We start from the raw sequence: 23,428 nt of genomic DNA, 5'->3' as shown, positions 1-23,428 counted from the left end.
CTCGCTTCAAGATGAGGTATCCCACCCACACTTGTGTGGGGTAAGGCCCCCAGCTAGACCACTGGGTTGATAGGCAGGAAATGTAAGCCCGGTAACGGGTTCAGTTGACCTGTACTAATAGGCCGAGGACTTGACCTACAAAGCTGCTACGCGTCCACTGTGCAACTCCCGACAAACAAACACCACGGCTGCCTTGAGTGGCGCGGTCGGTTGTTTGATATGTCGATAGAGTTACGGCGGTCATGGCGGAGGGGAAACGCCCGGTCACATTCCGAACCCGGAAGCTAAGCCCTCCAGCGCCGATGGTACTGCACCCGGGAGGGTGTGGGAGAGTAGGACACCGCCGGGCATCTTCCTATTAAGGGCCACCCCGCAAGGGGTGGCCCTTAATTGTGTTCCAGCCAGGAAAAAGAGAAAGGCGCCCCGCGATAGCGGGGCGCCCGAGCTCAGTCGCGGCTCTGGACCGCGTCACGCATCTGGCGCATGAGGCCGGCCGCCTCGTCGGTGGAACGGGACGGGAACAGCGCCATTCCGGTGGCGCCGTGGTCGGCCCAGCCGCACACCGCCATGTTGCCGCCGTCCTCGACCGCGGTCGTTCCGCACTTCATCACGCCGCCCAGGTCGCCGGCGGGCACCTCGTGCAGCCCGTCGACCGTGCCGGACTCGTCGCCGACCAGCCCGAACAGCGTGTCCAGGTCCTTCGCCGGCGACCACAGCAGGGCCGTACCCCCGAAGAACAGCACGCTCCGGTCGGTCGCCGCGGGGTCCGTGTAGACCGCGCCCAAGCTCGTCTTGAGGTCGATGCCCGCGGCGAAAGCCGCCTTGAGGTCCTCGGCCGTCGCGGCCGCGTCGGCACTCTTGTTGAGCTGGAGCCCGGCCACCGTCGCCGGGGTCGTCATGGTCGGATCTTGCTGCGAGGCGATTCGCCCGCCCCAGATGCCGACCGCGGCCAGGCCGGCCACTCCGACAGCGGCCACCGAAGCCAGCACGATCCGCCGGCGTCGCGACATCGGCGGGCGAGGACCGTCTTCTTCGTCCGGCGAGTCCGGCGACGCGGCCCAGACAGGCGGCGTGACATCGATCGGCTCGCCTTGTTCGGCCTCGGGGATTCGGTCGTTCGACATGCAGGCCACCGTAACGGAACAGCCGGTGGTCGCATGCGGGGTCGCCGGGAACGCTCCGTAGACTTCACGGGTGACCCAGACACCGGAGACCAGCGAGCTCGCGACACCGACCCTGCCTGCGCAATACACGCCGGCGGACGTAGAGAGTCGGCGCTACGAGGCCTGGGTATCCGACGGTGTCTTCACCGCCGACGTGGCGAGCGACAAGCCCCCGTTCACGATCGTGATCCCGCCGCCGAACGTCACCGGCTCCCTGCACATGGGGCACGCCTTCGAGCACACGCTGATGGACGCCCTGGTGCGACGCCGGCGGATGCAGGGCTACGAGGCGCTCTGGCTGCCGGGCATGGACCACGCCGGCATCGCCACCCAGAACCTGGTCGAGCGCCAGCTCGGCCAGGAGGGCCTGTCGCGGCACGACCTGGGCCGGGAGGCGTTCGTCGAGCGGGTGTGGCAGTGGAAGGCCGAGTCCGGCGGCGCGATCCTCGGGCAGATGCGCCGGCTCGGCGACTCCGTCGACTGGAGCCGCGAGCGCTTCACCATGGACGAGGGCCTCTCCCGGGCCGTCCAGACCATGTTCAAGAAGCTGTTCGACGACGGCCTGATCTATCGCGCGAACCGCATCATCAACTGGTGCCCGCGCTGCCTCACCGCGCTCAGCGACATCGAGGTCGTGCACAGCGACGACGAGGGCGAGCTCGTCTCGATCCGCTACAGCGACGAGATCGTCGTCGCCACCACCCGCGCGGAGACGATGCTCGGCGACACCGCCGTCGCGGTGCACCCCGACGACGAGCGCTACAAGCACCTCATCGGCACCGAGGTCGAGCTGCCGCTGACCGGCCGGCGCATCCCCGTCGTGGCCGACGAGCACGTCGACCCGGCGTTCGGCACCGGCGCGGTCAAGGTGACCCCCGCGCACGACCCCAACGACTTCGAGATCGGGCAACGGCACGACCTGCCCAGCATCACCATGATGGACGAGCGCGGCCTCATCACCGTGCCAGGACCGTTCGAGGGCCTCGACCGTTACGAAGCACGTCCCGCGATCGTGGCGGCACTGCGCGAGCAGGGCCTGATCGTCGCCGAGAAGCGTCCGTACGTGCACGCGGTCGGGCACTGCTCCCGTTGCCGCACCACCGTCGAGCCGCGCCTGTCGCTACAGTGGTTCGTCAACACCGGCCCGCTGGCCAAGGCCGCCGGTGACGCCGTGCGCGACGGCCGGGTCCGGATCGACCCCGAGGACATGGCGAAGCGCTACTTCGCCTGGGTCGACAACATGCACGACTGGTGCATCTCGCGCCAGCTGTGGTGGGGACACCGGATCCCGGTCTGGTACGGCCCCGACGGCGAGGTGCGCTGCGTCGGCCCCGACGAGGAGCCTCCGGGCGAGGGTTGGGAGCAGGACACCGACGTCCTCGACACCTGGTTCTCCAGCGGCCTCTGGCCGTTCTCCACCCTCGGCTGGCCCGAGCAGACGCCGGACCTCCAGCGCTTCTACCCGACCAGCGTGCTGGTCACCGGGTACGACATCCTGTTCTTCTGGGTCGCTCGGATGATGATGTTCGGCCTGTACGCGATGGACGGCAAGCAGCCGTTCGACGTGATCGCGCTGCATGGCATGGTCCGCGACGAGCACGGCAAGAAGATGTCGAAGTCGTTCGGCAACGTGGTCGACCCGCTCGACTGGATGGACCGGTTCGGTGCCGACGCCACCCGGTTCACGCTGGCCCGCGGCGCCAACCCCGGCCAGGACGTGCCGGTCAGCGAGGAGTGGTGCCAGGGCTCCCGCAACTTCTGCAACAAGCTCTGGAACGCCACCCGGTTCGCGCTGATGAACGGCGCGCACGTCGACGGCCCGCTGCCCACCGAGCTGTCCACCACCGACCGGTGGATCCTGTCGCGCCTCGAGCACGTGATCGACGAGGTCGACGAGCTGTTCGAGCGGTTCGAGTTCGCCAAGATCTGCGACGTGCTCTACCACTTCGCGTGGGACGACGTCTGCGACTGGTACGTCGAGCTGAGCAAGCCGGTGCTGGCCGCCGGTGGCCCGGCCGCCGACGCCACCCGGCGGGTCCTCGGCCACGTGCTCGACCAGCTCCTCCGGCTGCTGCACCCGGTCATCCCGTTCGTCACCGACGAGCTGTGGATCGCGATCAACGGTGCCGGCACGGTGGCCAGGGCGGAGTGGCCGCAGCTCGACAAGGCGCTGGTCGACGACGGGGCGGAGGCTGAGATCGAGGCGCTCCAGCGGGTGGTCACCGAGATCCGCCGGTTCCGCAACGACCAGGGTGTGCGCCCGTCGCAGCGGGTGGCCGCGCGGCTCGACGGCCTCGGCGTGGTCGCGCCGCACGAGTGGCTGATCCGTTCGCTGGCCCGGCTCGACGACGCCGCCCCGGACTTCGCCGCGTCCGCGACGCTGTCCGTCGCCGGCGGCGTGCGCGTCGACCTGGACACCCGCGGCGCGGTCGACCTCGTGGCCGAGCGGGCCCGGTTGACCAAGGACCGCGCGGTCGCCGAGAAGGAGGCCGCGCAGTGCCGGGCCAAGCTCGGCAACGAGGCGTTCGTCGGCAAGGCGCCGGAGCACGTCGTCAACAAGATCAAGGAGCGGCTGGCCACCGCCGAGGCCGACCTCGCGCGGATCGACGCCGCCCTGGAGGCGCTACCGGCATGAGTGAGTTTCGCGAGGTTGACGCCGCCCTCGAGGCGCGCGGAAACATCCGGATGGTGTTCGACCTCAGCAAGATCGAGGAGCTGCTCGACCTGCTCGGGTCGCCGCAACGGGCGTACCCGTCGATCCACCTCACAGGCACCAACGGCAAGACCTCGACCGCCCGGATGATCGACTCGCTGTTGCAGGCGTTCGGGATCCACACCGGGCGCTACACGAGCCCGCACCTCGAGTCGGTGCGGGAGCGGATCAGCCTCGACGGCGAGCCGATCTCCGAGGACCGGTTCGTGTCGGTCTATCGCGAGGTCGAGCCGCTGGCCGCGCTCGTCGACGACCGCCACGACGAGCCGCTGACCTACTTCGACATGACCACCGCGCTCGCATTCGCGGCCTTCGCCGACGCGCCGGTCGAGGTCGCCGTGGTCGAGGTCGGGCTCGGCGGGGCCGACGACTCGACCAACGTGATCCAGGCCGGCGTCTGCGTGATCACCCCGATCGGCCTGGACCATACCGAGTGGCTCGGCGACACGATCGAAGAGATCGCCTGGGCCAAGGCCGGCATCATCCACAAGGGCGCCACGGTGATCACGGCCGCGCAGACCGAGGAGGCGGCCCGCCCGCTGCTCGAACGGTGCGCGGAGGTCGGCGCCACCATCGCCCGCGAGGGTGGCGAGTTCGGCGTGCTGCGCCGGACCCTCGCCGTCGGCGGCCAGGTGCTCACCCTGCAGGGCCTCGGCGGCGAGTACGACGAGATCTTCCTGCCGCTGCACGGCGCACACCAGGCGCAGAACGCCGCCGTGGCCTTGGCGGCGGTCGAGGCGTTCCTGGGCGCCGGCGCCGACCGCCAGCTCGTGGTCGAGACCGTCCGTGAGGGCTTCGCGGCCACCTCGTCGCCAGGACGGCTGGAGAAGGTACGCAACGCGCCGACCATCCTGCTCGACGGCGCACACAACCCGCACGGCATGGCCGCCACGGTGACCGCGCTCCAGGAGGAGTTCGCGTTCAGCAAGCTGGTCGCGGTGGTCGCCGTGCTGGCCGACAAGGACGTGACCGGCATCCTCGACCTGCTCGAGCCGGTGGTCGACGCCGTCGTGGTCACCCGCAACAGCTCACCGCGCGCGATGCCGGTCGACGAGCTCGCGGCGTTGGCGGTCGAGGTGTTCGGCGAGGAGCGGGTCGAGACCGCCGCCACCATGCCCGACGCCATCGAGGCCGCGGTCGTCCTCGCCGAGACCGAGGTCGAAGGCGAGCTCAGCGGGGTCGGCGTGATCGTGACGGGTTCGGTCTTCACGGTGGCCGAGGCACGAACGCTGCTCAAGCGATGACCACCAACGACGAAACCCGCCCAGAAACGGCGCCCGCCGCGGAGCCGGCCACCACCGAGGCGGCGCTGGCGGCGTCCACCGACGCGGCCCCGGCGGCCACCACCGAGCCGGCGCCGACGGCTTCAGCGGACGCGGACGAGCTGCCGCCCGGATATCGCCGGTCGGGGTTGCGCAACCCGGCGGGTGCCGTGCGGGGCATGGGCGCCGCGGCGCTCGGGCTGCAGGGGCTCGTGTTGCTGCTGGCCATCCAGCCGATCCGGCTGCTCGGCGGCCACCTCAGCGCCGGCGCTGTCTGGGCGGTCGTCGTGCTCAGCGTCGTCTGCTTCGTGCTGTGCGGAATGCTGCGCCGGCCGTGGGTGTGGACGGCGGGCACGGTCGTACAGGGTGCGCTCCTGCTCGGCGGCTTCCTGCACTGGTCGCTGTTCGCGCTGGGCGTGATCTTCGGCCTGGTCTGGGTCTACATCCTCTACGTCAGGCGCTCGATCCTGGGCTAGGCCCTACGGGTGCGGCTCGCCGGGGCTGCGCAGCACGCAGAACTCGTTGCCCTCGGGGTCCGCGAAGACCACCCAGCCGCCGTCTTCGCCCGGCGCCGGGTTGCGGCGGTCGTCGACGATCGTGGCGCCCAGGGCGAGCACCCGGGCAACCTCCTCGTCGCGCGGGACATCCGGGCGCAGGCAGATGTGCACGCGGTTCTTCGCCGTCTTCGGCTCCGGCACGACCTGGAAGTACAGGTGCAGGCCCGTGGGCAGCGCGATGCTGGCCGCCGGGTCGCCGGGGAAGTCGTCGTCGGCCATCGGCACCGCCATGACCTTGCTCCAGAACGACGCCAACGCGTACGGGTCGGCCGAGTCGAACGCGACGTTCAGAACCGTTGGCGCCACAGCGGCGCTCCTCTCGTGGCTGGCTGGATCACCAACCTGCCACGGGTCGGAGTGGTCCGGCTACCCCGTTTCCCGGCTGCGCCACTGGGTGATCGCGATGCCGTGGCCGTCCGGGTCCTTGAACGCGGCCGCCCAGAGCTCCAGCTTCACGCCGCGGTTGACCACCCGGGGCGGGTACGTGAACCGGACGCCCTTCGCGCGCAGGTCCTCGTACACGGACATCACGTCGCCAACCTCGAGGTTGAGGTGGACCAGCCGGCGGCTGACCGCGGACGCGTCCTTGATCTCGCGGAGCACCATGCGGGTGTCCCCGGACGCCAGCACGGCGTTGTGCTCGCCGGTGTCGATCTCCTGGAACCCGAGCATGTCGCGGTAGAAGGCGACCGAGCGGCCCAGGTCGCGGACCAGGAAGGTCAGCCCCACGCCGTGGATGGTCGCGCCGGTGTCGCCGGGCCGGGCACTCGGGTACGCGGTGTAGAGGTCGGCGAACATGTCGCCCTCACCCTCGCCGCCGGTGCCGTTGCGCGCCTTCCTCGGCGGCGTGTCGTCATCCGGCGCGGCGGGCTGGGCCGGCGCCTTGGGCTCCTCGCTCTCAGACCGGACGAACGCCGCGGCCGCCGCGGCACGAACCTGCTCGGCCAGGGCGGCGGCCTGCTCACCACGGCTGCCCGCCGACCAGCCTTCGCCAAGCTGCTCCGCATCGTCGTCGTCCGCCGGGTCAGCGTCTCGCTCACCACGACCAGCGCGCGCGTCCGCGTCGCCAGCGGCCCCGCGAGCCGGCTCGTCCTCGGCCAGACTGTCGGCGCCACGTTCGGACGGCGCGGGCGCGGCGCCACTCGCGGCTCGTGCGGTGGTGGCCGGCTGATCGCCGGCCGGCGTCGGCCCACCGGCGGCGCGAGTGGCCGTCGCCGGCTGGTCATCGGTAGGGATCGGCCCGCCGGGGACACCGACGGCCGGCGAAGGCTCGGCGTCGGTCTGGGATGGCCGGCCTGTGGCGCCAGCGCCGGGCGCGGTCTTGTCACCGGTCTGGGTCGGCCCGCCGGCAGCGCGAGCGGCAGGCGCCGGCTCGTCGTCGGTCTGGACCGGCCCGCCGGCAGCGCGAGCGGCAGGCGCCGGCTCGTCGTCGGTTTGGCTCGGCCCGCCGGCCGCGCGGGCAGTGGGCGCGGGGTTGTCGCTGCTCCGGGTCGGCCCGCCGGCGGGGTGAGCGGCCGGCGCGGGCTGGTCGTCCGCCTCGGCAATCGGGGCCGAGCTCATGCGTGCCTCGGCCGAACCGTCAGCCCGACCGCCGCCCGGCTCCTCCGCGGCCCCGGACCCGGCCTCGGCATCCGACGGATCCCGCTCGGGTCCGGACCCGGCCGACGCCGGCCGGCTGACGCGGCGTTCCGTGAAGAGTGGCTCGGCCCAGGACGCGTCCTGGTCGAACACGTCGTCGGGCCGCTCGGTGTTGGGTCCGGCGGCACCGCGCTGCCCCGGCACGTCCGTGGGAGGCGGTGCGGTGGCGGTCGCCGTGCCCCCGGAGCCTTCTTCCCTCGCCGCCCGTTCCGCGCGCGTCTTGTGCGGGTTGGGCCGGGCGGCCCGGCGAGCCAGCGGCGGCGAGTCGGCGGGGGGCGCGTCGACCAGCGTGCCCTCGACCACGATCGGGCCGCCGGGGGTCTGGTGCACGACCACCGGCTCGGTCGGCTTGCGCAGGCCGCTGAGCTCGTCGGTCAGGTCGGCGGTGGTCGTCTCGATGGTCTCCACCGGCGCCGGGGGCACGTAGTCGTCCTCCGGCCGCGGCCAGCGGGTCTCGTCGTCTTCGAGCGGGCCGAGGTCGTCGTCGCGGGAGGCGGCCGCCGCCTCGGCGTGGGTGAGCACCTCGTCCCAGAGGATGCGGATGTGCCGCGGATCGTCGATCGCCACCATGATGGGCAGGCTGGCGCCGACGTCGGGCCACTTGGCGACGGGTACGCGGGGGTCGCGCATCCGGACCAGCCGCCCCGCGACGCCCGGCGCGTCGACCAGCACCTGTAGCTCGCAGCGCCCGAACACCGACGACGCCGGCGGCTCGGAGACGCTGTGGACGTGCGCGGTGCCCGCCACCCAGGCCCGCGCCCCGCCGCGGATGGCCGTGACCAGCACGAGCCCGACCGCGAGCACGAACAGCGCGATGCCGAGCGCGACGATCGCCAGGCTCTGCATCCCGATCCCGAACAGGACCACGAACAGCGCACAGGTGCCCAGCACCGCGGCGAACAGCTTCCGGACCGGTGCGAGCGGGCGGCGGTTGCCGTTCGCCACTGTGGACCTCCCCTGAGTCACCAAGAAGGCTAGGCCCCGTGCGCCCGCATAGGGAAGAGCCGGCAGACAGTGGGTGATCCACCATCGGTAACATGAACGTCCCAGATCCAGGAGGGTGTTCAACGTGTCCAGCAGCCCGGTCGAGCGCACGCTTGTGCTGATCAAGCCCGACGCCGTCCACCGCGGCCTGGTCGGGGAGATCCTTAGCCGTTTCGAGCGCAAGGGCCTGACCATCGACGCGATGGTCTACCGCCAGATGGACGCGAAGCTCGCCGACGCGCACTATGCCGAGCACGTCGAGAAGCCGTTCTACCCGCCGCTCAAGGAGTTCATGACCAGCGCACCGCTGGTCGCCCTGATCCTGAGCGGCGACACCGCGATCGAGGTCGTCCGCACGCTGGTCGGCGCCACCGACGCCCGCAAGGCCGCCGCCGGCACGATCCGCGGCGACCTCGCCCTCTCGAACCGCGAGAACCTCGTGCACGCCTCCGACTCCCCGGACAGCGCGAAGCGCGAGATCAATCTCTGGTTCCCCAAGGCATAACAACCGACCAAGATCTGGTCCCGGGTCCGCCGGGGGCGCGACCGTAGCTCCCGCCGGGGACCGCTCCGCTGCGCTGCGCTGCCAGGTCCGCGCCTGGTCGCGCCGCAGGACAGGTCGAGATCTAGGCGGCGTCGCGGTTGCGTATCGGGGACGAGGCCGCCGCGCGCTGGAAGCCGCCGCCGTCGGCGACGGGGAGCGGGCGCGGGGCGGCCCGGTGCGGCGGTCAGGGCGTTCGGTTGACCTCGGCGTCGGAACGGCGACGCCCTGACCTGGGCCGCAACGGTGTTGTCAGAATCGCGGCGCCGGCGTTACCGGCGTCGGCGCGGAACGCCGCGATCGACGGGTGCGGGGGCAGAGGCGCGGGGCGAGACGGTGGCTCGCGCCCGGCGGGCCGCGGGTCGTGGGCTAACGGCTGGGCTGGCCCTCGCGGAGGCCTGTGACGAACTCGCTCCACGCTGAGCTGGAGAAGGCCACGATCGGTCCGGCGGGGTCTTTCGAGTCACGGACGAGCACTTGGCCGCCCCGCGCGCCGACCTCGACACAGGCGCCGGTCGCGCATCGCTTAAGCCATTTGATCCGACTCTGATCTTTGGACATGAGTCACGCTCCCTAGTAGTGACCTAACGCCTAGGGTAAGCACCTACCTGAACACAGGGAACGTGAATGAACGCAAGGAGTGCCAGTTAATGCGATACTGCGCGGTGTTTTGCGTTATTTGTGGCATCTGAAGAACGAGTCGATCGTGAGCCGCGTACACCTTGATATCAGATATACCGCGATGCGCGCGGCTCACAATCGCTACTTAGTTTGCGTGGAATCGTCCCTCTTTGAGGTCGACCATGAAGTTGGTCCACACACCCTTGGGGAACTCCAGCGGCTCCCCCGCCGGCGACTTGGAGTCCCGCATGAGGACCATGTCCACCGCGTCAGCGACCTCGACGCAAGCGCCGGACGCGCACCGGCTGCTCTTGCGCCATGAGATGGCCGCACTCGACTTCTTCAACTTACGTGCCTTTCGTCCGTGGTTATGTATAGCGGTTTCAGGACAGCGCGGTGGCGTGGTCCTTTATTAGCCCCGCCGAGGTTGGCTCGTCGTACGCAGCTTGCCAAACGCGGTCGAAGATCTCCCGATGCCGCTTGATTTTCTCGTGGTCTTCGACAATCTCGTCGAGCGTGTCGCTCTCGCGGTAGAGAACGGTGGTGCCGTCGACGAGAGAGACAATTTCGTAAGTCGCGAGCATGGGAATCGGCGACTGTTCTTTGAATGGGATGATCCGCACGGCGATACGTTGGTCGCCGATCAGGTCGAGGAGGTGTTCGAGCTGGTGGCGCAGGACTTCGGGGCCACCGACCTGGCGGTAGAGCACGGACTCGTCGAGCACCAGGTGGATCTCGGGATGCTCGGTGGCGTCCAGGAAACTCTGCCGGCGCATTTCGCGCATCCGGATGCGTGCCTCGATGGCCTCTTCGGTCAGCTCGCCCGCGAACGTCTCGAACACCGCCCGGGTGTACGCCGGAGTCTGCAGCCGGCCGGGCACCACCATCGGGTAGAAATACTGAATCTCCTGGGCGGCCAGCTCGAGACCGATGAGCTGGACGATGGCCGGCGTCAGGAGGTCGCGGTATTGCGGTGTCTCCCACCACTGGGCGCGCTGCTTCGACAGCTTGGCGGACGCGACCAGCGACTCGATTTCCGCCTTGTCCTTCACACCGAGATAGGCGAGCAGCGGACGCAGGTCGTTCTGCGAGATCGTGACTTCGCCGCTCTCGATGCGCATCACTTTGGACAGTGACCACTCCATGGCCTCGGCCACGTCGGTCTGGGTGAAGCCCTTGCCGTCACGAGCGCGCCGGATCGCCAAGCGCACGCGGCGGCGTGCTACGTAGGGCGAGTCGGCCATCGTTGGCGCTCTCCTTGTCCAGCATAAGAGCGCGCGTCGGGCGTACGGCGGCTTGCCGTGTCGCTGTGTGCGGCCCCTCGGGCAGTGATGTCGCTGCCAGCGTAAGTTGTCAGTGTTACGCCTGTCAGCCGGACGCGCGGGTCACGGACATTATGCATCGCGACCTCCCTCACCGCTATCCCGCAACCAGCCATATCGCAAAGTGGCACACCTGCGACGCCCAGTGCGCACCAAGCCATTCCATGCGCCCGAGGGCGGGCGCACCAAGCCATCCCATGCGCCCGAGGGCGGGCGCACCAAGCCATCCCATGCGCCCGAGGGCGGGCGCACCAAGACGCCGAGGGTGGGCCGGTCCACCCTCGGCGCCCGATCGGGGCAGCTCAGCGTTCGAGCTCGCGCAGCCACGTCGTCGTAGCGCGTTGGCGATGCTGTTCTTCCACGGCTCGCACCAGGGCCCGCCGAACCTGGCCGAACCGTGCGGGATGAGCGGTGCGGTAGAGGCAGACCTCTGTGGACCGGTGCACCGCCCACAGCTCGTAGGTGCGCGGCGCGGCGCGCAGGCACGCGCCGGTCGCCAGCACCGGGATGGCCACCGCGACCAGAATGGCCGCGTGCAGCAGCAGGGAATCGTGGATCGGCCAGCTCACGGTGCCGATCACCACGGTGCCGATGGCGAACCGTCCGGTCACCACTCCAGCGGGGTGCCGTTCGCCGCGGACGACATGCGGGTCGACCAGGTCCTTGATCGCGAACCGGCTCGGCCGATCGCCCAGGACGGTGAAGGCCTTATCGGTGATCTTCACGTCCGGACCGGGATAGTAGGTGGGCATCTGGACCTCCTCCCGGGTTCTCGCTACGTCTATTGCACCTGGGATACCTAGCTCTCCGGTAGGCCTCAGTCTGCAATATGGCAGATAGCGCTATACCCATCCGTGGCCTCTCGGGCTGGCAGTTGGCTCTAGCTGCGCGAACCCGTGCTTAGGGTGGTGCCGTGCCGACTCCGAGCTTCATAACCGACATCCGGGCCCACATCGGGCACATCCCGCTCTGGCTCCCCGGCGTCAGCGCAGTCGTCCAGAACCCGGCCGGCGAGATCCTCCTGGGCCGCAGGGCCGACACCGGGCGCTGGTCGCTCATCTCCGGCATCCCGGAGCCGGGCGAGGAGCCAGCCGCCGCGATCGTGCGGGAGGTCTTCGAAGAGACCGGTGTACGCGTCGCGCCCGAGCGGATCACCTCGGTGACCGTCGGCCCGGCGGTGACCTATCCCAACGGCGACGTCGCCCAATACCTCAACGTCACCTTCGCCTGCCGGCCACTGACCGAGAGCGCGACGGTCAACGACGACGAGTCGCTGGAGGTCGGCTGGTTCCCGGTCGACGACCACCCGCCGCTCGACGAGGTCGCCACGCTGCGCCTCGAACGAGCCCTGGCCGGCGACACCGCCGCCTGGTTCACGCAGCCCTAACGAAGGTCGGCCGCGGTCAACAGGGATCGCAGGCGAAGGTCCGCGGCCAGTGGCGGTGGGCCGGCGTTGACGATCGCCGCACACCCGACCGGCGTGCCGCCCCGCCGGGCGACCACGTCGTAGAGGGCCCGCACCTGCGCGCCGGTGGCCACCCAGTCGTCCACCACCAGCACCCGGTCGGTGGCGCGGATCTGCCGGTCCCGCACGCCCAACCGAAGCTCGCGGCCCCGGTAGTCGGGTGGCGTGCGGGCCCAGGTCACCCGGTCGACCAGCCGCCGGTCGCCGCCGTCCTTCACCGCCGGAGCGAAGCCGACCCCGAGCGCGACCGCCACCAGCGGCCCCACCAGGAAGCCCGTGACCTCGGGCGAGACGACCAGGGTCGGCGAGGCGTCTTGGAACAGCGCGGCCAGCGCCGGCCCGACCGAGGCCAACAGCTCCGGCGAATGCCACCAACCGGACACGTCGCTGACGAGGTGGTCGCTGTGTGCGCCGGGATCGAACCAGTGGAACGCCTCGGCGAGGGCGGCGCGCAACGAGTCGTCCCGCAACGGCGGAGAGGTGGCCACGTGACCATCCTGCACATCGGCACCCATGGCCCACCGCAGGGTCAGTCGATCGGTTGAACGTTTCGGTCCATAGTCGGGCGAAAGCGAATGATCACGTTGACATCCGACGTACCACTCTGCGTACGGTCCGCAGCGGTTCACCCCCGGCGGAAGGAGCCCGAGATCGTGGCGGGTAGGCATACCAGGCAGCCGGCCGCGGCCTCGCTGCTCGGGCCTGTGGCGACCGCGGTCGTCGTGCTGGCATTGCTGGTCAGTGGCGCTTTCGGCGCTCTCAAGCTGACCGAGGAGAAGTCCGCGTCCACCGTCAGCCGGATCGAAGTTCCACAATCGACCGAAGTTGTACCAAGCGCGGAGTCCCCATCACCCACGGTAACGGCGACGGCGACATCGACCGCGAAACCCACGCCGACCCGCTCGCCGGCGCATACCTCGCGCGGCAGCGTCCGCCCGCCGAGCTCCAAGAAGCCCACGCCGGAGAAGACCACCACCAGCAAGCCGGCAACCGGCGGTTCCGTGGTCAGCAGCGGCACCTGCGGCGCGTCCTACTACGACGAGGGTCAGACGACCGCCAACGGCGAGGCGTTCAACCCGGACGCGCTGACCGCCGCGCACAAGACACTGCCGTTCAACACGCGCGTACGGGTGACCAACCCCAGCAACGGTAAGTCCGTCGTGGTCCGGATCAACGACCGCGGCCCGTTCATCGAGGGTCGCTGCATCGACCTGTCCCGGGCGGCGTTCGCGGCGATCGCGAGCCTGAGTCAGGGCGAGTTGACCGTCAAGTACGACGTTCTGGACAACTGACGAGACCAACCGGGTTGGTCAGAACCGGATGGCCGAGGGGCCAACTTCGTTCTGTCCCGCACGTCCATCAGGCATGCTGTTCCGCGTACCCATGCAGTTCGCCCCGGCGGGCCGCCGCCCGCTCAGCCCTGGTTCCCGCGCCGGCCTCGGCGCGGCCCTCGTGCTGCTCGTGATCCTGTCGGCGGTGGAGATCGCCGACGGCAGCGGGGCCAACTATGTCGGTCTGGTGGCCACCGCGCCCTTCCTGGCCGCCGCGTTCGCGTCCTGGCGCATGGTGCTGGCCGTCGGGGTGCTCGCCACGGTGGTCGGCATCGCCTTCGCCCTGGCCGCCCGCGACGTCTCGCTCGCGACCGGGGTCAACGTCGTGGGTGTCGCGCTGGCCACGGCGATCGCGGCCGTCGTGGCGGTGATCCGGGAACGCCAGGCGGCGAAGATCGCCGAACTGTCCAAACTGGCCCAGGTGGCCCAGCAGGCGGTGCTGCGCCCGATCGTCCCGCAGATGGGCTCGCTCGCCGTGGCCGGCCGCTACATCTCCGCGACGGCGACGGCCGAGATCGGCGGCGACCTCTACGAGTGCCTCGATACGCCGTACGGCGTGCGGGTCATCATCGGCGACGTACGCGGAAAGGGCCTCGACGCCGTCCGCACCGCGAGCATCGTGCTCGGCTCCTACCGACACGTCGCCTACGAGCGGGCCGACCTGCGCGCGATCGTGGCCGACCTGGACCGCGCCGTGGCGCGCAGCGTGGGCGACGAGGACTTCGTGACGGCGGCCCTGGTCGAGGAGCGCGGCGGCACCCTGACGATCGTCAACTGTGGGCACCCGGCGCCGTTGCTGCTCCGCCGGGGCGAGGTGATCCCGCTGGAGCCGCCCGCACCGGCCCCGCCGCTGGGCTTCATGCCGGTGGTCCGGCCGCGGGTCGAGCGGCTCGAGCCCGGCGACCGCCTGTTGCTGTTCACCGACGGCCTGGGCGAGGCCCGCCGGGAGGGCGAGTTCTTCCCGATCGCCGACCGTGCGTGGCGGCTGCTCGGCCACGGCACGGTCGGCGACGGTCTGGCCTCACTCGAGACGGCGCTGGTGGAGTGGGTGCACGGGCGGCTCGACGACGACATCGCGGTCGTCCTCATGGAGTACGCCGGGCAGCGTTCCGTCACCACCGCCAGCATCCCGAGCTGGGAAGTTGGTAGCGAGTAACCTTCAGGGCGCCTTGGCGGCCGCCAGTTGCGGCACTGCCGCGGCGGCGACGATCCGTTCGGCTTCAGGCGCGCGGTGCCGGCCGACATAGCCGGCGCGCGGGTTGAGCAGCAGGGCAGCGAGATGGGCGAGAGTCATCGGGGACCTCCTGCGAAACTGCGCCGTCGGGTTGCGGCGGGTAACTACCAGAACGACCCCTGGCCAGTAACGGTGACGCGACTGTCGGCGCGCCGACTTGACTCCACCCAATATTGACCCCCATAAGCCGATAAACAGGCTCAAAAAGGGCGCCCCTATGGACGTACTGTGGCGCCGGTCACCGGGTGTGGCTCTTTGTGAGAGCTACTCGCAGGTAATAATCTGGGTTACTGACGGGTAACCAACGCCGCCGGGGATCGGGGACGCGAGCCACATGACGCACTACAAGAGCAACGTGCGCGACATCGAGTTCAACCTCTTCGAGGTGTTCGGCACCGGCCAGGTGCTCGGCCAGGAGCCGTTCGGCGAGATCGACGTCGACACCGCCCGCACCATGCTGGTCGAGCTCGACCGGTTCGCCCGCGAAGACCTGGCCGCCAGCTACGCCGACAGCGACCGCAACCCGCCGGTCTTCGACCCCGCGACGCACACCGCGCCGCTGCCCGAGGCCTTCAAGCGCTCGTACCACACCTTCATGGATGCCGAGTTCTGGCGCCTCGACCTGCCGACGGAGCTCGGCGGCACCTCGGCGCCGCGCGCCCTGTGGTGGTCCCTGGCCGAGCTGATCCTGGGCTCCAACGCGCCGATCTGGATGTACGCGTCCGGCCCGTCGTTCGCGACGACGCTGCACCGCGAGGGCACGGAGCGGCAGAAGAAGTGGGCCGAGCTGTTCATCGAAAAGGGCTGGGCGTCGACCATGGTGCTCACCGAGCCCGACGCCGGCTCCGACGTCGGCGCCGGCCGCACCCGGGCGATCCCGCAGCCCGACGGCTCCTGGCACATCGAGGGCGTCAAGCGCTTCATCACCTCGGGTGAGCACGACCTGAGCGAGAACATCGTCCACTACGTGCTGGCCCGCCCGGTTGGCGTCGAGGGCGCCGGCGGCCCCGGCACCAAGGGCCTCTCGCTGTTCATCGTGCCGAAGTTCCACTTCGACGAGGAGACCGGCGCGCTCGGCGAACGCAACGGCGTGTTCGCGACCAACGTCGAGCACAAGATGGGCATCAAGGTCTCCAACACCTGCGAGCTGACCTTCGGCGAGCACGGCGTCCCGGCCAAGGGCTGGCTGATGGGCGACGTCCACGAGGGCATCCGGCAGATGTTCCTGATCATCGAGTACGCCCGGATGATGGTCGGCACCAAGGCCATCGCCACGCTGTCCACCGGCTACCTGAACGCGCTGGACTACGCGAAGGAGCGGGTGCAGGGCGCCGACCTGCTGCAGCAGGGCGACCGCAACGCGCCGCGGGTGACCATCACGCACCACCCGGACGTACGCCGGTCGCTGATGCTGCAGAAGTCGTACGCCGAGGGCATGCGCGCCCTGGTCGTCTACACGGCATCGTGGCAGGACAAGATCAAGCTGGCCGCGCACGCCGGCGACGCCTCCGCCGAGAAGCTGGCCAAGAAGGTCAACGACTTCCTGCTGCCGATCGTCAAGGGCCTCGGATCCGAGCGGGCGTACGAAATGCTCGGCTCGGAGTCGCTCCAGGTCTTCGGTGGCTCGGGCTTCCTGCAGGACTACCCGCTCGAGCAGTACGTCCGGGACGCGAAGATCGACACGCTCTACGAGGGCACGACCGCGATCCAGAGCCTCGACCTGGTGTTCCGCAAGATCGTGAAGGACCAGGGCCGCGCGCTGATGGCCGTGGCCGGCGAGATCCAGCAGTTCATCGAGTCCGAGGCCGGCAACGGCCAGCTCAAGGAAGAGCGGCTCGCGCTGGGCAAGGCCCTGACCGAGGCCCAGACGATGCTGGGTGTGATGACGGGCTGGCTGGGCGAGGCGGCGACGGACCCGCGCGCGATCTACAAGATCGGCCTGGCCAGCCGGCGCTTCCTGCTCGCGGTCGGCGACCTGATCGTGGGCTGGCTCCTCCAGCGCCAGGCCGACGTCGCCCTGCGCAAGCTGGCCGAGGGCCCGGACGCCTTCTACGCGGGCAAGGTCGCCGCGGCCCGCTTCTTCGCCCGCGAGGTCCTGCCCCGCCTGGGCGCCGACCGCCGCATCATCGAGGCCACCACCCTGGACCTGATGGACCTCCCGGAGGAGTCCTTCTAACCACCCGCACGACGAACGGCGCGACCCGTGCCCGGGCGCGCCGTTCGTGCGTCAGGCAGGATTGACCGGTGACTCCTCGCGTACGGGCGCCGCAGCTCAAGGGTCGTGGTTGGCTCAACACCGGCGGCCAGGACCTGTCGATCGCTGATCTTCGGGGCAAGATCGTCCTGCTCGACTTTTGGACCTTTTGCTGCATCAACTGCCTGCATGTGCTCGACGAGCTTCGGCCGCTCGAGGAGAAGTACGGCGACGTGCTGGTCGTGATCGGTGTGCATTCGCCGAAGTTCGAGCACGAGCGTGATCCCGAGGCCCTGCGGGACGCCGTCGAGCGCTACGGGGTCGATCATCCTGTGCTCGACGACCCGGAGCTGGTCACCTGGGACCAGTACGCCGCCAAGGCCTGGCCGACGCTGACCGTGGTCGACCCCGAGGGCTACGTCGTCGCGAACATGGCCGGCGAGGGGCACGCCGAAGGGCTCGGGCGGCTGATCGACGAGCTCGTCGCCACCCACGAGGCCAAGGGGACCCTGCACCGTGGCGACGGCCCGTACGTCGCGCCCGAGGCGCCCACCACCACGCTGCGGTTTCCCGGCAAGGCGCTGGTGCTGCCCGGCGGCAACCTGCTCGTCTCCGACTCCGCCCGGCACTCGATCGTCGAGCTCGAGCCCGACGGCGAGACCGTCGTCCGGCGGATCGGCACCGGCACCCGCGGGCGCGCGGACGGTGGGCCCGCGACCGCCGAGTTCGCCGAGCCGCAGGGCCTCTGCCTGCTGCCGCCGGAGGTCGCCGAGGCCGCCGGCTACGACGTCGTCGTCGCCGACACCGTCAACCACCTGTTGCGCGGGCTCAAGCTGGCCACCGGCGACGTGGTGACCATCGCCGGCACCGGTCGCCAGTGGCGGTCGACCGTCGACGACCACGCGCACGACGCACTGGCCAGCGACCTCTCGTCGCCCTGGGACGTCGCCTGGTTCGACGACCAGGTCGTCGTCGCGATGGCCGGCATCCACCAGCTCTGGTGGTACGACCCGGGCAAGCGCACCACCGGCGTCTACGCCGGCACCACGGTCGAGGCGCTGCGGGACGGGCCGCTGCCCGACGTCTGGATGGCGCAGCCGTCCGGTTTGTCCACCTCGGCCGACGGCGCCCGGCTCTGGATCGCCGACAGCGAGACCAGCGCCCTGCGCTACGTCGAGGCCGGCGTGCTGCACACCGCCGTCGGGCAGGGCCTGTTCGACTTCGGGCACATGGACGGGCCGGCCGACCAGGCGCTGTTCCAGCACCCGCTGGGCGTGTGCGCGCTGGCCGACGGGTCGGTGCTGGTCGCCGACACGTACAACGGCGCTGTTCGGCGGTTTGATCCAGAGAACAACACAGTCACCACCGTGGCCGACGGGCTCGCCGAACCGAGCGGCATCGTCGTCACGAACACCGGCGACGTGCTGGTCGTCGAGTCGGCCGCGCACCGGCTGACCGCGCTGGCGCCGGGTGCGCTCGCCGCGACGGGCGGGTCGACGGCGCCCGGCACCCGGCACCGCACCGAGCGCACGCCGACGGCGGTCGCGGCGGGTGAGGTCACGCTCGAGGTGATCTTCACGCCGGCGCCGGGGCAGAAGCTCGACGAGCAGTTCGGTCCGTCGACCCGGCTCACGGTCTCGGCGTCGCCGCCGGAGCTGCTGGTCGAGGGCGCCGGTGCGACCACCGACCTGCGCCGCAAGCTGGTGATCGCCAACCACGTCGAGGGTGGCGTGCTGCAGGTGGTCGCCCAGGCGGCGACCTGTGACGCCGAGGCCGAGCACGCCGCCTGCCACCTGACCCGCCAGGACTGGGGTGTCCCGATCACGGTCGTCGCCGACGGCACGCAGCGGGTCGCCCTGGTCCTGCGCGGGCTGGACGAGGGCTAAGAAGCGAACGGCTTCAGGGGTACGCCCGCGCCGGTCAACGCGTCGCGGATCCGCCGGGCCAGCTCGGCCGCGCCGGGCGTGTCGCCGTGCAGGCAGATCGAGGCGACCCGGACCGGGATGACCGAGCCGTCCACCGCCACCGCCTGGCCCGCGCGGGCGAGCCGCAGCGCGCGCTCCACCACCGCGTCCGGGTCGGAGATCACCGCGCCCGGCTTGGAGCGGGGGACCAGGCTGCCGTCCGGCTCGTACGCCCGGTCGGCGAAGCCCTCCGCGACCACGTTGAGCCCGGCACCCACCGCCAGCTCCGCCAGCGTCGAGCCCGGCGAGCAGACCAGCGGCAACGCGCGGTCGTAGTCGCGCACCGCGGCCACCACCGCCGCCGCCTGCGCCTCGTCGACGGCAGCGACGTTGTAGAGGGCGCCGTGCGGCTTGACGTAGCGCACCGAACCGCCGGCCACCCGGCAGAAGCCGTCGAGCGCGCCGATCTGGTAGATCACGTCGTCGCGCAGGTCGTCGAACGCGTAGTCGATCCGCCGGCGGCCGAAACCGGCCAGGTCGCGGTAGCCGACCTGGGCGCCGACCGCGACACCCCGGGCGGCCGCGGTGGCGCAGACCCGCCGCATCGTGGTCGGGTCGCCGCCGTGGAAGCCGCACGCGACGTTCGCCGACGTGATCACGTCGAGCAGCGCGTCGTCGTCGCCCAGCCGCCAGATGCCGAAGCCCTCGGCCAGGTCAGCGTTCAGGTCCATGAAATCTGACGGTACTGCCCGGACGGGCCTGGGCCAGGCCGGTTACGTCGGTCACGACCGCGATCACCGGATATCCACCGGTCGTGGGGTGGTCGGCCAGGAAGACCAGCGGCTGCCCGTCGGCCGGCACCTGGACCGCACCGAGGACAACGCCCTCGCTGGGCAGCTCGCGAGCGGGGGCGTCCGCGCGGGCCAGGGCCGCGCCGGCCAGCCGCGCGCCGACCCTGTTGCTGTTCGGGCTCACCGTGTACGCCGTGGTCAGCAGCGTCTCCACCGCGGCGGAGGTGAACCAGTCGTCCCGCGGCCCGAGCCGCACGGCCAGGTTGATCGACCCGGCCGAAATCGCCGCGCCCGACCCCGGCGCCGCCTGGCCGAGTGGTAGCCCGTCGCGCCCGAGCGCCGGGCCGAGCGGGAGCTGGTCACCGTCGCGCAGCCGGGACGGGCCGAGCCCCGAGAGTGTGTCGGTCGACCGGCTGCCGAGGACGGGCGGCACCGCCAGGCCGCCGGCTACCGCGACGTAGGACCGCACTCCGACGGTCGCTCGGCCGACATCGACGAGACCGCCGGCCGGCACCGACACTGGCGCGTCCAGGGAGACCGGGACGCCCTCGACGCGTACCCGGGCGATGGCACCGGTCACCGCGATCACTCCACCCGACGGCAGCCGGAAGGCGCACCCGGTCAGCGTGGTCTCCAGCCCCGCCGCACCGGAGTGGTTGCCGACGAGGGCATTGGCCCGGCTCAGCGCCGGGGCATCCAGTGCGCCGGAGCGTGGGACGCCGAGATGCGCGTAGCCGGGACGGCCGCGGTCCTGCACGGTGGTCAGCGGCCCCGCCCGGACCACCGCGATCATGCTCGCACCAGCCGGACCGTCGTGCCGGGTGCGAGCAGCGCGGGCGGGTCCCGGTCGACATCGAACAGGGTCACCGACGTGCGCCCGACCAGCTGCCAGCCGCCGGGTGACGAGGTCGGATAGATGCCGGCGTAGGGCCCGGCGAGCCCGACCGAGCCGGCCGGCACCGACGTGCGGGGCGACGCGAGCCGAGGCACGGCCAGCTCGGCCGGCAGCCCGGTCAGATAGCCGAAACCCGGAGCAAAGCCGCAGAACGCCACGCGGAACTCCGTTTCCGTCAACCGGTCGATGACCGTGGGTATCGGGACCGACCACAGTGCGGCGACCGTGGCCAGGTCGGGGCCGTCGTACACGGTGGGTATCGTGACGAGCTCGCCGGGCGAGGTGGTGGCTGGTGGGGGCGGCGCCCAGCCGGCGATCAGGCCCGCGTCGGGTGCGGCGAGGCCGTCGAGCAGGACCGTGCGCGCGCCCGGCACGATCTCCGCGACGTCGAGCTCACCGGCCGCGCGGCGTCGCCAGAGCTCGGCCCGCCAGGCCTCGACCTCGTCGGCCGGGCATTCGATGAGCAGGGCCGCCGCGCCGACCGAGCGAATGTGCACCGTTCCATTGTCGACATCCGGTGGGACGCTTCACAGGGGTGGTCGCCCCGACTTCCAGACTCCTGTCAGCGCAGGTCGGTAGCCTGATCCAGTGACGACGTCGACCCGGTCCCGGCTGCGGCCAACTGATCTTGGCAAGCCACGCATGCGCGGTTGGCTGCACGCGTACGCGTTCTTCGTCGCCGTAGTGGCCGGCATCGTGCTCTGCTCGATCGCCGCCACCCGGCCCGGCTGGTCGCCGTTCGTGAGCTGCGTCGTCTACAGCGTCACCGTGTGTGCTCTGTTCGGCACCAGCGCGTTGTACCACCGCCGGGTCTGGTCCGAGCGCGGCTACCAGGTCATGCGCCGGCTCGACCACTCGATGATCTTCATCTTCATCGCCGGCACGTACACGCCGTTCGCCGTGCTGCTGCTGCCGACCCGCACGGCGACGATCATCCTGAGCGTGGTCTGGGCCGGCGCGATCGGCGGCGTGACGCTCAAGCTGCTGCGGCCGCACGGCTCGCGATGGCTGTCCGCGCCCCTCTACCTGGCGCTCGGCTGGGTCGCCCTGGCCGTGCTGCCCGACATCGTCCGGCACGGCGGGGTGGCCTGCCTCCTGCTGCTGCTCGCCGGCGGCCTGGCCTACACGGTCGGCGCGGTCTTCTACGCGTTGCGCCGGCCGAACCCGTGGCCGACGGTGTTCGGCCACCATGAGTTCTTCCACGCCTGCACGCTGATCGCGGCCATCTGCCACCACGTGGCCATCTACCTGGCGCTCTTCGCCTGAGCCGGACGCGGCGGTGCCCCCCGCCGAAGCGAGGGGCCGCCAGATCCGGAGCTCAGTACGCGCGGTCGTCGCGACGCACCTCGTGGTACTCCTCGACCCGACCCTGGGCCGGCGGGAGCGGAGCCGTCGGGGGCACAGCGGCCCGGGTGTCGCGCGCGACGGTCGTCCGCTTGCGGCTCTGCCACAGCCACATGGTCAGAACCAGGCCGATGACGCCGGCGAGCATGAGGACCCAGCCGACCACGTCCAGGTCGAGCCAGCCCACGTTCACGTCCAGCGCGAACGTGAAGATCGCGCCGACGGCGATGAGGAAGATGCTGCCACCGATACCCACTGCGGTCGCCTCCTTCTTGGTGCCTTAGAGCGGGCGGGCACAGACCGTCTTACCCATGTGGATGGAGCGTCAATCAGGCAAGCTTGGTGGCATGCGTGAGCGCAAGATCCTGCTGGTACGGCACGCGAAGGCCGACCGGCCCGCAGGCGTCATAGACGTAGACCGCCCGCTCACCCCCCGCGGCCACGCCGACGCGGGCGCGGTCGGCGCCTGGCTGGCCCACCGCGGCTACCGGCCCGACCTGGTGATCTGTTCGCCGTCGAAGCGCACCCGGCAGACCTGGCACGGCATCGCCCTCGGCCTGGCCGACGCGGCCGGCGAGCAGGCGCCGTCGCCCGAGGTCGACTACCGGGACGAGGTGTACGACGGCGAGGGCACCGACCTGATCGACCTGCTCCAGGGCGTCGACGAAGCGGTCGAGACCGTCATGGTCATCGGGCACAACCCGTCGGTGTCGGAGGCGTCGGAGCTGCTCGACCCGGCGAGCGCCGGCGACCTGCGCACCAGCGGGGTCGCCGCGCACACCTACGCGGGCTCGTGGGACGAGTGCGGTCCCGGCACCGCCGCGCTGCTGGAGACCCACACCGCGCGGGGTTGACGCTCAGCGCCAGCGAGGCACTCTGACAGCCGGGGGCTGCCAGCGCGGCTGACGACACGGGTGCACCAACGACGCCGGCGGCCGGTCCCAGAGCTTGCGCTTGCGCACGACCCGAGGCGGTTTCGGGGGCTCTACCCGCGGCCGGTGCTGCTTCGGTTTGGCGCGCTTCTGGGCGGCCTCCGGGTGCCGGGCCGGTGCCACCGGCGCCGCCGGCTTCGCGCTCGTCTGTCGCGTCGGCCGGCGGGGTGGCGGGGTCGCGCCGGCCGGTGCCGGGAGCGTGGCCAGCGGCGGGGGCGGGCGTTCGGGCAGTCCGGGACGGATCGGGATCACCACCACCGGGCCGGGCGACGGCGGCGGGATGAACGGCGTCGTGTCGCCGAGGTCGTCGCCGGCGAGGGCCTCGTCCACCGAGCCGGCGCCGGGGCCGATGGCGGCCAGGATCGGCAGCGACGAGGTCACCGCCAGCACGAGCACGATCAGGGCGTACCGCCTGGTCGGGCCGGTGAGCCCGGCGGCGCGATGTCGACCACCGGGTGGCGGCCAAGGGGCCTGGTCCGGCATGGCCGAACTCCTCGTCTGCAGCTGATTCGTGGAACGCGGCCGAGGGTCGCCCGG

Annotated in this window: 24 protein-coding genes, 2 rRNA genes and 1 pseudogene; 13 read left to right on the top strand and 14 right to left on the bottom strand. The window is 71.0% G+C overall.

Going from position 1 to position 23,428, the window contains the following annotated elements; genetic code table 11:
- Both CHC05_RS34315 and rrf read left to right on the top strand, forming a co-directional pair.
- Window positions 1-138, top strand: a 23S ribosomal RNA gene (locus tag CHC05_RS34315); the annotation flags it as partial.
- Between the two features lie 94 nt (window positions 139-232).
- Window positions 233-349 (top strand): 5S ribosomal RNA (gene rrf, locus CHC05_RS34310).
- 97 nt (window positions 350-446) lie between these two features.
- Here the strand turns inward: rrf and CHC05_RS34305 are convergent.
- Window positions 447-1,124 carry a hypothetical protein gene (locus tag CHC05_RS34305; RefSeq protein WP_089254792.1) on the bottom strand — a complete coding sequence of 226 codons (678 nt, stop codon included), beginning with the start codon at window positions 1,122-1,124 and terminating at the stop codon, window positions 447-449.
- A gap of 70 nt (window positions 1,125-1,194) precedes the next feature.
- Here CHC05_RS34305 and CHC05_RS34300 point away from each other — a divergent pair, with 70 nt between their 5' ends.
- From CHC05_RS34300 to CHC05_RS34290, 3 genes are read left to right on the top strand one after another with little or no spacing between them, the layout of a single operon-like run.
- The gene (locus CHC05_RS34300; RefSeq protein ID WP_089254791.1) at window positions 1,195-3,798 is read left to right on the top strand and encodes a valine--tRNA ligase; all 2,604 of its coding nucleotides are present in this window, start codon (window positions 1,195-1,197) and stop codon (window positions 3,796-3,798) included.
- On the top strand, window positions 3,795-5,120 hold the full coding sequence (locus tag CHC05_RS34295; protein WP_089254790.1) for a bifunctional folylpolyglutamate synthase/dihydrofolate synthase: 1,326 nt from the start codon (window positions 3,795-3,797) through the stop codon (window positions 5,118-5,120). The genes CHC05_RS34300 and CHC05_RS34295 overlap by 4 nt, the downstream gene beginning before the upstream one ends.
- Window positions 5,117-5,614, top strand: coding sequence for a DUF4233 domain-containing protein (locus CHC05_RS34290; protein ID WP_089254789.1), 498 nt, complete (start codon window positions 5,117-5,119; stop codon window positions 5,612-5,614). The genes CHC05_RS34295 and CHC05_RS34290 overlap by 4 nt, the downstream gene beginning before the upstream one ends.
- Window positions 5,615-5,617: 3 nt before the next feature.
- On the opposite strand, the gene CHC05_RS34285 is transcribed toward CHC05_RS34290, so the two are convergent.
- Both CHC05_RS34285 and CHC05_RS42860 read right to left on the bottom strand, forming a co-directional pair.
- A complete protein-coding gene (locus tag CHC05_RS34285; protein ID WP_089254788.1) occupies window positions 5,618-6,001 on the bottom strand; it encodes a VOC family protein in 384 nt (127 codons plus the stop codon).
- A gap of 60 nt (window positions 6,002-6,061) precedes the next feature.
- Window positions 6,062-6,433: pseudogene (locus tag CHC05_RS42860) on the bottom strand (VOC family protein); the annotation flags it as partial.
- Window positions 6,434-8,402: 1,969 nt separating this feature from the next.
- Here CHC05_RS42860 and ndk point away from each other — a divergent pair.
- A complete protein-coding gene (ndk, locus tag CHC05_RS34275; RefSeq protein WP_089254809.1) occupies window positions 8,403-8,822 on the top strand; it encodes a nucleoside-diphosphate kinase in 420 nt (139 codons plus the stop codon).
- A gap of 405 nt (window positions 8,823-9,227) precedes the next feature.
- On the opposite strand, the gene CHC05_RS34270 is transcribed toward ndk, so the two are convergent.
- The 4 genes from CHC05_RS34270 to CHC05_RS34255 form a co-directional block, all read right to left on the bottom strand.
- Window positions 9,228-9,419: a DUF397 domain-containing protein gene (locus CHC05_RS34270; RefSeq protein ID WP_089254787.1), complete on the bottom strand. Its 192-nt coding sequence runs from the start codon at window positions 9,417-9,419 to the stop codon at window positions 9,228-9,230.
- Between the two features lie 205 nt (window positions 9,420-9,624).
- The gene (locus CHC05_RS34265; protein WP_089254786.1) at window positions 9,625-9,825 is read right to left on the bottom strand and encodes a DUF397 domain-containing protein; all 201 of its coding nucleotides are present in this window, start codon (window positions 9,823-9,825) and stop codon (window positions 9,625-9,627) included.
- A gap of 37 nt (window positions 9,826-9,862) precedes the next feature.
- Window positions 9,863-10,723 (bottom strand): helix-turn-helix domain-containing protein, encoded by an 861-nt coding sequence (locus CHC05_RS34260; RefSeq protein ID WP_089254785.1) that lies wholly within the window; start codon window positions 10,721-10,723, stop codon window positions 9,863-9,865.
- Between the two features lie 380 nt (window positions 10,724-11,103).
- Complete coding sequence (locus CHC05_RS34255; RefSeq protein ID WP_089254784.1) at window positions 11,104-11,553, bottom strand: DUF6232 family protein; 450 nt, start codon at window positions 11,551-11,553, stop codon at window positions 11,104-11,106.
- Window positions 11,554-11,714: 161 nt separating this feature from the next.
- On the opposite strand from CHC05_RS34255, the gene CHC05_RS34250 reads away from it, so the two are divergent.
- A complete protein-coding gene (locus CHC05_RS34250; RefSeq protein ID WP_089254783.1) occupies window positions 11,715-12,188 on the top strand; it encodes an NUDIX hydrolase in 474 nt (157 codons plus the stop codon).
- Here the strand turns inward: CHC05_RS34250 and CHC05_RS34245 are convergent.
- Window positions 12,185-12,754 (bottom strand): phosphoribosyltransferase family protein, encoded by a 570-nt coding sequence (locus tag CHC05_RS34245; RefSeq protein ID WP_245871362.1) that lies wholly within the window; start codon window positions 12,752-12,754, stop codon window positions 12,185-12,187. The genes CHC05_RS34250 and CHC05_RS34245 overlap by 4 nt on opposite strands.
- 165 nt (window positions 12,755-12,919) lie before the next feature.
- Here CHC05_RS34245 and CHC05_RS34240 point away from each other — a divergent pair, with 165 nt between their 5' ends.
- Window positions 12,920-13,558, top strand: a complete 639-nt coding sequence (locus tag CHC05_RS34240; protein WP_245871361.1) for a septal ring lytic transglycosylase RlpA family protein — start codon at window positions 12,920-12,922, stop codon at window positions 13,556-13,558.
- Between the two features lie 73 nt (window positions 13,559-13,631).
- Window positions 13,632-14,753: a PP2C family protein-serine/threonine phosphatase gene (locus CHC05_RS34235; RefSeq protein ID WP_089254780.1), complete on the top strand. Its 1,122-nt coding sequence runs from the start codon at window positions 13,632-13,634 to the stop codon at window positions 14,751-14,753.
- 3 nt (window positions 14,754-14,756) lie between these two features.
- Here CHC05_RS34235 and CHC05_RS43200 read toward each other — a convergent pair whose 3' ends face one another.
- Window positions 14,757-14,891: a hypothetical protein gene (locus tag CHC05_RS43200; RefSeq protein WP_281257788.1), complete on the bottom strand. Its 135-nt coding sequence runs from the start codon at window positions 14,889-14,891 to the stop codon at window positions 14,757-14,759.
- Between the two features lie 274 nt (window positions 14,892-15,165).
- Between CHC05_RS43200 and CHC05_RS34230 the strand changes: the two genes are divergently transcribed.
- Window positions 15,166-17,007, top strand: a complete 1,842-nt coding sequence (locus tag CHC05_RS34230; protein ID WP_089254779.1) for an acyl-CoA dehydrogenase — start codon at window positions 15,166-15,168, stop codon at window positions 17,005-17,007.
- Between the two features lie 68 nt (window positions 17,008-17,075).
- Window positions 17,076-18,911: an NHL domain-containing thioredoxin family protein gene (locus CHC05_RS34225; RefSeq protein ID WP_089254778.1), complete on the top strand. Its 1,836-nt coding sequence runs from the start codon at window positions 17,076-17,078 to the stop codon at window positions 18,909-18,911.
- Here the strand turns inward: CHC05_RS34225 and CHC05_RS34220 are convergent.
- From CHC05_RS34220 to CHC05_RS34210, 3 genes are read right to left on the bottom strand one after another with little or no spacing between them, the layout of a single operon-like run.
- Window positions 18,908-19,660 carry a LamB/YcsF family protein gene (locus CHC05_RS34220; RefSeq protein WP_089254777.1) on the bottom strand — a complete coding sequence of 251 codons (753 nt, stop codon included), beginning with the start codon at window positions 19,658-19,660 and terminating at the stop codon, window positions 18,908-18,910. The genes CHC05_RS34225 and CHC05_RS34220 overlap by 4 nt on opposite strands.
- On the bottom strand, window positions 19,644-20,513 hold the full coding sequence (locus tag CHC05_RS34215) for a 5-oxoprolinase subunit C family protein (protein ID WP_089254776.1): 870 nt from the start codon (window positions 20,511-20,513) through the stop codon (window positions 19,644-19,646). The genes CHC05_RS34220 and CHC05_RS34215 overlap by 17 nt, the downstream gene beginning before the upstream one ends.
- On the bottom strand, window positions 20,510-21,112 hold the full coding sequence (locus CHC05_RS34210; RefSeq protein ID WP_089254775.1) for a 5-oxoprolinase subunit B family protein: 603 nt from the start codon (window positions 21,110-21,112) through the stop codon (window positions 20,510-20,512). Before CHC05_RS34210 ends, CHC05_RS34215 begins: the two co-directional genes overlap by 4 nt.
- 91 nt (window positions 21,113-21,203) lie before the next feature.
- Here CHC05_RS34210 and trhA point away from each other — a divergent pair, with 91 nt between their 5' ends.
- On the top strand, window positions 21,204-21,881 hold the full coding sequence (trhA, locus tag CHC05_RS34205) for a PAQR family membrane homeostasis protein TrhA (protein WP_089254774.1): 678 nt from the start codon (window positions 21,204-21,206) through the stop codon (window positions 21,879-21,881).
- Window positions 21,882-21,933: 52 nt separating this feature from the next.
- Here the strand turns inward: trhA and CHC05_RS34200 are convergent, their stop codons facing one another.
- Window positions 21,934-22,215 (bottom strand): DUF6458 family protein, encoded by a 282-nt coding sequence (locus CHC05_RS34200; protein ID WP_089254773.1) that lies wholly within the window; start codon window positions 22,213-22,215, stop codon window positions 21,934-21,936.
- Between the two features lie 91 nt (window positions 22,216-22,306).
- Here CHC05_RS34200 and CHC05_RS34195 point away from each other — a divergent pair, with 91 nt between their 5' ends.
- The gene (locus CHC05_RS34195; protein ID WP_089254772.1) at window positions 22,307-22,813 is read left to right on the top strand and encodes a SixA phosphatase family protein; all 507 of its coding nucleotides are present in this window, start codon (window positions 22,307-22,309) and stop codon (window positions 22,811-22,813) included.
- A 3-nt stretch (window positions 22,814-22,816) separates the two neighbouring features.
- Here the strand turns inward: CHC05_RS34195 and CHC05_RS34190 are convergent, their stop codons facing one another.
- Window positions 22,817-23,374, bottom strand: a complete 558-nt coding sequence (locus tag CHC05_RS34190; protein WP_089254771.1) for a hypothetical protein — start codon at window positions 23,372-23,374, stop codon at window positions 22,817-22,819.
- Window positions 23,375-23,428 lie beyond the last annotated feature (54 nt).

This window comes from Asanoa hainanensis (genome assembly GCF_900188485.1).
GTDB classification, from domain to species: Bacteria; Actinomycetota; Actinomycetes; order Mycobacteriales; family Micromonosporaceae; genus Asanoa; species Asanoa hainanensis.
The sequence above is the reverse complement of the archived record's forward strand: the minus strand, read 5'-3'. Positions and strand labels throughout refer to the sequence as shown.

Coding starts and splice junctions, on each gene's coding strand:
- CHC05_RS34195 (WP_089254772.1), top strand. CDS start 22,307: ATGCGTGAGCGCAAGATCCTGCTGGTACGGCACGCGAAGGCCGACCGG.
- CHC05_RS34270 (WP_089254787.1), bottom strand. CDS start 9,419: ATGTCCAAAGATCAGAGTCGGATCAAATGGCTTAAGCGATGCGCGACC.
- CHC05_RS34230 (WP_089254779.1), top strand. CDS start 15,166: ATGACGCACTACAAGAGCAACGTGCGCGACATCGAGTTCAACCTCTTC.
- CHC05_RS34235 (WP_089254780.1), top strand. CDS start 13,632: ATGCTGTTCCGCGTACCCATGCAGTTCGCCCCGGCGGGCCGCCGCCCG.
- CHC05_RS34295 (WP_089254790.1), top strand. CDS start 3,795: ATGAGTGAGTTTCGCGAGGTTGACGCCGCCCTCGAGGCGCGCGGAAAC.
- CHC05_RS34260 (WP_089254785.1), bottom strand. CDS start 10,723: ATGGCCGACTCGCCCTACGTAGCACGCCGCCGCGTGCGCTTGGCGATC.
- CHC05_RS34190 (WP_089254771.1), bottom strand. CDS start 23,374: ATGCCGGACCAGGCCCCTTGGCCGCCACCCGGTGGTCGACATCGCGCC.
- CHC05_RS34305 (WP_089254792.1), bottom strand. CDS start 1,124: ATGTCGAACGACCGAATCCCCGAGGCCGAACAAGGCGAGCCGATCGAT.
- CHC05_RS34220 (WP_089254777.1), bottom strand. CDS start 19,660: ATGGACCTGAACGCTGACCTGGCCGAGGGCTTCGGCATCTGGCGGCTG.
- CHC05_RS34255 (WP_089254784.1), bottom strand. CDS start 11,553: ATGCCCACCTACTATCCCGGTCCGGACGTGAAGATCACCGATAAGGCC.
- CHC05_RS34215 (WP_089254776.1), bottom strand. CDS start 20,513: ATGATCGCGGTGGTCCGGGCGGGGCCGCTGACCACCGTGCAGGACCGC.
- CHC05_RS43200 (WP_281257788.1), bottom strand. CDS start 14,891: ATGACTCTCGCCCATCTCGCTGCCCTGCTGCTCAACCCGCGCGCCGGC.
- CHC05_RS34290 (WP_089254789.1), top strand. CDS start 5,117: ATGACCACCAACGACGAAACCCGCCCAGAAACGGCGCCCGCCGCGGAG.